Annotated in this window: 6 protein-coding genes; all 6 read right to left on the bottom strand. The window is 71.9% G+C overall.

What is annotated here, in order from left to right:
* A partial coding sequence (locus tag AB0C78_RS50440) for an FtsK/SpoIIIE domain-containing protein (protein ID WP_360762905.1) occupies positions 1–1,682 on the bottom strand: 1,682 nt, incomplete at its 3' end.
* Between the two features lie 91 nt (positions 1,683–1,773).
* Entirely contained in the window at positions 1,774–2,748 is a 975-nt protein-coding gene (locus AB0C78_RS50435) for a hypothetical protein (protein WP_360762903.1), read from the bottom strand.
* A 10-nt stretch (positions 2,749–2,758) separates the two neighbouring features.
* Positions 2,759–4,081: a type VII secretion integral membrane protein EccD gene (gene eccD / locus AB0C78_RS50430; protein ID WP_360762900.1), complete on the bottom strand. Its 1,323-nt coding sequence runs from the start codon at positions 4,079–4,081 to the stop codon at positions 2,759–2,761.
* Positions 4,082–4,102: 21 nt separating this feature from the next.
* A complete protein-coding gene (locus tag AB0C78_RS50425; protein WP_360762897.1) occupies positions 4,103–5,065 on the bottom strand; it encodes a TNT domain-containing protein in 963 nt (320 codons plus the stop codon).
* Positions 5,066–5,127: 62 nt separating this feature from the next.
* Complete coding sequence (locus tag AB0C78_RS50420) at positions 5,128–5,436, bottom strand: pore-forming ESAT-6 family protein (RefSeq protein WP_151600513.1); 309 nt, start codon at positions 5,434–5,436, stop codon at positions 5,128–5,130.
* Between the two features lie 76 nt (positions 5,437–5,512).
* Positions 5,513–5,758 carry a hypothetical protein gene (locus AB0C78_RS50415; protein ID WP_360762894.1) on the bottom strand — a complete coding sequence of 82 codons (246 nt, stop codon included), beginning with the start codon at positions 5,756–5,758 and terminating at the stop codon, positions 5,513–5,515.
* Between the last annotated feature and the right edge of the window lie 232 nt (positions 5,759–5,990).

Here is a 5,990-nt window from a genome sequence, read left to right as displayed (position 1 = left end):
ACCTCGCCGGCCAGGCTGGCGTAGGCGCGCTCTATGAGCCCCGCGTCGTCCTCAAGGTTGGTGATGACCCCGGCGACGTGTGGAAGCGATCCGAAGGGCGCGAACGTCGCGCCGCCCTTGTAGTCGACCAGCACCATGCTGACCTGCTCGGGGGAGTGCGTGGCGGCCAGGGCGAGGACGAGCGCGCGCAGCAGCTCGCTCTTGCCGGACCCGGTGGCGCCCACGCACAGCCCGTGCGGGCCCATCCCGAGGCTCGCCGCCTCCTTCAGGTCGAGGATCACCGGTCGGCCCGCCTCGTCCAGCCCGATCGGCACTCGCAGGAAGGCGCGCTCGGAGCGCGGCGCCCACGACCGGGCCACGTCCACATGGGCCGGGTCCTCCAGGCCGACCAACGAGGCGAAGTCGACCTCGCCGCCCTGCGCCGCGGATTCCTCGGCGGACTCGCGGGACAACCGCAGCGGCGCCAGCATGCGGGCCAGACCCTCCAGCATCCCCGGCGGGACGTGGTCCACGGTTCCCGACATCGTCACCGCGGTCTCCCCGCGCAGGTCGGTGACCTCGACCTGGTCGCCGTCCACCAAGATCCGGATGTTCACCTTGTCGGGCTCGTGCTCCCGCCGCTCCACCAGATGCACGACCGTCGCGGCCAGGTCGGCGACCGGAACGCCGGGGTCCGGCCGGGCGAGCTCGGAGGCCGGCTCCCCGTGCGTATCGTGGATCAGCACCAGGCGCTGCTGGAAGCCCAGCGCCTCGCGCGTCCCGAGCCCGCGCGCCACCTCGGCCGCGAGATCGGCGCGGGCCCGCAGATCGTCGGCCAGCAGCGCGGCGATCCGTTGCGGGCTGGTCGCGACGAGCCGGAGCTGCGCGCCGCAGTCACGACGTCGCTGATCATGCGCGTGCGGCAGCCACTTCAGCCAGTCCCAATCGGGGACGCGCCGGCCGCCGTAGGCGACGGCCACGTCCTCGGGCGCGTGGAACGCGGCGAGTTGCGCGATCAGCGCACGCAGCAGCCGCAGCGCGTCCTCGCGCGGTCCCACCACACTGACGTCGCCGACCATGTCCAGCGGCAGGGCCAGCGGCATGTCGGGGGCCGTTTCGAACCGTGCGGCCAGGGCGCGCGCCTCCGCCAGCATGAACGGGTCCGCCGGGGTCATCGCCGACGCCTGCACGCCTACTTCCAGCGGCTGCCCGGGTACCAGGCCGGTCCCTATGCGGACGCGCAGGAAGTCCGCGTCCCGCCGCCGTCTTTCCCACAGTCGCGCCGGGTCGCGCAGCACGTCGTAGAGAGCCTCGGGCGGCGGGTCCAGCACCCGCGCCGTGGCACGCCTTTCCCGCTCCCCGGCGGCGAGCGTCTCCCGCAGGCCTTCCAGGTGGTCCAGGTACCGCTCGCGGCGGCCCCGGCGCTGCCGCGCCGCCTGCCCCCGCCGCGAGATCAGCAGCATGCCGCCCGCGAGCACCGCCACCACCAGCATCACAGCACCGAGCGCCATGAACGCGCGGTTGCGCAGGACGGTCATGACCGTGAGCGAGGACATCATGCCGGCCATCGGCAGCAGGGTCATCAGCTGACCGCCCGGAGTGCCGGACTCCGGCAGCGCGGGCGGGGCCTCGATCTTCTGGACGGCCCGTTCCGGCGGGGCATGGACGGTACGCGCGGGCCGATGCACCACCCGGGTCGTCACGGCGCCTCCTCAATGCTCGATGGTGCCGCTCAACGATCGTGCTGGATTGCGGCGGTTCTTCAGAAGGTCCATCCGGGCCGGCCGGAGCCGGTCAGGGACGGAGCGCCGCCCGCAGTGCGGCGGCGGCGAGATCGATGGCGGAGACCCTGGTCGAGTAGCCCAGACGGTCGGGATCGATGGTCGTGCCGACGGCCAGATGGTCGTCGTAACCCAGCCGGACCGTCTCCACCCCGGCATCGCGGAGGGCCGCGCGGGCGCCCGCCAGGTCGAACGCTCGCGAGCCGGGCCGGCTGTGGACGGTGAACACAACGATCGTGCGCCGCACGAGGTCATGCATGGGGCCTCTGTGCAGCCAGTCGAGGGCACTGCGGGCGCTTGCCGTGCCTTCCTGCGTGGCGGGAGTGACCAGTACCTGGGCATGCGTGCCGGACAGGACCGCCTGGTGCAGGTCCGTGCGGATGCCGGCCCCGCAGTCGGCGATCGTCACGCCGAAGAACCGGCTGAGCGGTACTCCCTTGGAGCGGTAGGCGGCGGCGTCGAGCCGGCCACGGCCCAAGGCCTCCCGAGGGCCCGGCAGCGCCCAGAGCCGTTCGCCCATCCGCTCCAGCTGCGGCTCGATCTCCTCGAACGAGGCCGTCCCCACCTCCAGCTTGGTCAGGCCGGTCGTCGAGCTGCTGGCCCGGATGCCCAGCCGCAGGGGCAGCGACCCGAACTCGGGGTCGAGGTCCAGGGCGAGTACGCGATCCTGCCGATAACGGGCGAATGCCGTGGCGATGAGCGTGGTGACGGTGCTCTTCCCGGCCCCGCCGCGAATACCGGTCACCGCGATCCGCCGGCCGGTCGTAACAGGGTGCTGGATCCATCGGCCGTTCTCGGTGAGGGCCTGCACGTCTTCCACCGCCCGGAACGGTCCGGCCGCCGCATGTCGCAGGCGCCGCAGCATCGAGTCGCCGTGCACCTCGCCGAGGACGAGGTCGTCCGGTCCGATGGACGGCCGGCGCAGGGGAGGGTCGAGCACCGTCCGCTCGGTCAGTGCTTCGCGCCGGACCTGGTCTTGATCAGCCACTCCAACCCCTTCAGAACGTGCCGAGCAGGCGTTCGAAGGTGCCGAACGCGCCGATCGCCACCGGTACGATCGCCACCGCCGCCAGCGCTTCGATCCGGTCCATCGCCAGGCGCAGCCTGGCCCGCACATGCTCGGGCCGGTCGCCCGCCAGCACGGCGGCCGGCACTGCCAGTGCCACCGCCAGCGCCGCCAGGGCGGGCCAGGCCCCCCAGGAGTACTCGGCCGCACAACGGACGCACAGGCCGGTCACGATCGTGACCGCCGCGGCCAGCAGCGCGACCTTCTCCATCACGAGCGGGAACACCCGCGCGCGGCCCGCCAGGATCAGCGCCAGCAGCCCCGCCAGCGCGGCGGTGTAGCCGTCGAGCCGGGTGAGCGCGCCGAGGCCCGCGGCGCCCGCCGCCAGCGAGACCGCGATGGTGGCGATGGTGAGGCTGCGGTGCGCACCGTCCAGCGCCCGCAGGACGTCCCCGCGCAGCACCGCGTCGCCCGCGTCGCGCCGGTCGTCCAGCGCCGTCAGCCCGGACAGCGAGACCGCCAGCCGTACAATCGAGCCGAGCAGGATCACGCATCCGAGCGCCACGACCGCCGCGGTGCGCGCTGCGTCCAGCTCGAGTGCGGCGCAGACCCCGGCCGACGCGGCCAGCAGTGCCGCTGTCCCGCCGCCGAGCAGGCCGCCACGGCCGAGCGGCGAGGCGACCCCCAGCAGCGCGAGGACGACGGCGGTCACCGCCGCCAACCCGGCCCAGCGCCCGGCCCCCGGCCAGTGGCCGTCGGTGGCGGCCCACAGCGCGAGAACGCCCACCGCCCCCCCGCCGATGGTGATCGCGCTTCCGAGGGGCTCGCGCCAGAGCCGGCCCACCGCCGCGCCGCCCCCCAGCAGCACGGCCGCGACCCCGGCCAGCACCCAGGGAGCCGCGTGCGCGGGCAGCACGGCCGATGCCGCCAGCCCGGCGGCGAACGTCAGGACGGCGAAGGCCGCGGTGGACGTCCAGCGCGCGGCCTCCGGACCCCACGACGCTGGAAGGTCGTCCATTCTGTCGCCCACGACCTCGGGCACCTCATGCACCACCGGTGTGGGCAGCGGCTCGTCGGCGTGCACAAGGCGCAGGACCGCGCCGTCCGGAATCCGCCGGTCGGCCAGGCTGACAGCGGGATCCAGCACCTCGCCCGTGGACGTCACCAGATGCCGCAGCCGCGGAGGGCTCAGCGCCCGGTCATTCAGCAGTTCCAGTACATCGGGCATCAGCGCGCCGACCGGCGTTCGCGCGGGCAGCACCATGTCCAGCCGACGTGTCTCGCCGACCAGGGTCACCCTGCTCCACATGGACATGAGGCCTCCGTACAGGTCACTTCACTTGGGCACGACCGTGCCGGTGACGCGTTCCAGGTATCCGGTCTGCAACAACCACCGGACGGTGGGCAGCACGGGCGGCTGTGGGAACAGTCCGGCGTCGACCGTGAAACGCACGCCGCCGCCTCGGCCGCCGTTGGCGGGCGCCGCGACCGATGCGGTCACCGAGAACGGCTGGACGACGCGATAGCGGTGATAGTTGGAGGCCAGGTGAACCCGGGCGGGCAGTCCCCGCGGCGCGAATGGCGTCCCGAACGGGAATAGCAACGATCCGCTCTCCTGCCCGAACGCGTCCACCAAGGCGCCCTGCGCCAGCGGGTAGGCGATGGAGGCGCGACCACTCTGCGCGATCTTGTTCCGTGCGTCCGCCGCCAGGTTCGCACCGTCGCGGATGGCGACCCGCTCGGCGCGGGCGTCGAGCGGGTGCACGGGACGCTCCCGGACGACCAGCTGCCCGTACAGCCAGCGGGACGCCTCGTCCTCGGTCGTGAACTGGCCGCCGATCCGGCCCTTCTGGAACTCGACGACACCGCCGGAGAAGCGGTCGGTCTCCTTGGCGATGACGTAGTAGCTCGAGACCGCCCCTGCCCTCGGACGTGGCTGGCCGGGGAGTACATACAGGCCGCGCGGAACCTTCGCCTCATCGAGCGCCGTCCGCAGCATGGCGAACGTCACTTTGGCGCCCACCCAGCTCGCGGGAACCTCCGTCCCTCCAGTGAGGGGGGCGCTCTGTGATTGCTGTTCCTGCTGGCGCTTCTGCTCGTTCAAGGTGGAACGCAGGAAGGACACGCCGACCAGCCCCGCGCAGAGCACCGCGGCCACCCACAGGCCGACGGCGGCCTTCATGGTGCTCTCGCCGAACTCCCGGCGGTTGCGCTGCGAGCCGAACATCAGCGCGTCACGGAGCCGCCGGCGGCGTACGACCACCGACTCCAGTAGCTGAGCGTCATAGTCGCGCGCCACCGGTTCCGCCTTTCACCGACACAGACCGATCCATCCCGGTCGGGGCATCGGGATGTGCCCGATCAGATGTCCTGGACGATCGCGTGTGCCTTTCCAAGCACCCTGTGTGCGATGTCGTCATTGTCCTCGAGTGTCTTCTTCACCAGGCGTATGATTTCGCGGGTTTCGTTGGCCGCGGCCAGCCACTTTGCCTCTTTGCCGTGGTAATCGTCCGATACTCCGGTGGCCTGCCAGTCGGCCAGCGCGGCCCGCACATCGGCGTCGCGCAGGCCGATCAGTGACTCCAGCCGGTTCATGATGACCTGGATGTTGAGCTGTGCCTCGCCCGAGGCGCCGAGGTCGTAGCTGCGCCGGTCGCTACCGTGCGTCATGGTCCGATATCCTTTCCCGAACCGGAACAGTTACCAGTTCGCCGGGGGTCGGTTCACGGCATTCAGATCGCAGGGGTCAGGCCGAGCGGAACTTCGATCCGTCGAAGATCGCCCCGGCCATCTTGCGGGCCGCGCCGTCGGCCATCTCGTGATCGCCGCCGCCGAACGCGTTCTCCAAGCCGGCCTGCGCGGTGTTCACCCGGTTGAGGTGGCCCTTCAGATCGGCCGTGATCTGATCCGAGTGCTCCTTGAACCGGTCGAACGCCGCCTTTCCGGCGCCGTTGAACCTGCCCGCCAGCGGTTCGGCCGCTGCGATCAGCATCTTGATGAGCGAGGCGAGCTCATCGCCGCGGCTTCCTGTGTGCCTGGTCAGGTCGACCAGCGTTCCGGCACCCTGGTCCCAGCCAGGCCCCGAGCCCGGACCCCACCGTGGCGTCATCGTGGTTCACCCGTTCCTTCGTGTATCTCGGCGGCTGCGTGAGAAAGCCGTCGCGGAGACAGTCCGGTCGATCGCCGGACGCGCCACCGGTCTTTTGCGCTGCAGGTCGTGGTCG

The organism is Actinomadura sp. NPDC048394 (genome assembly GCF_040651755.1).
GTDB lineage: Bacteria > Actinomycetota > Actinomycetes > Streptosporangiales > Streptosporangiaceae > Spirillospora > Spirillospora montaniterrae.
The sequence above is the reverse complement of the archived record's forward strand: the minus strand, read 5'-3'. Positions and strand labels throughout refer to the sequence as shown.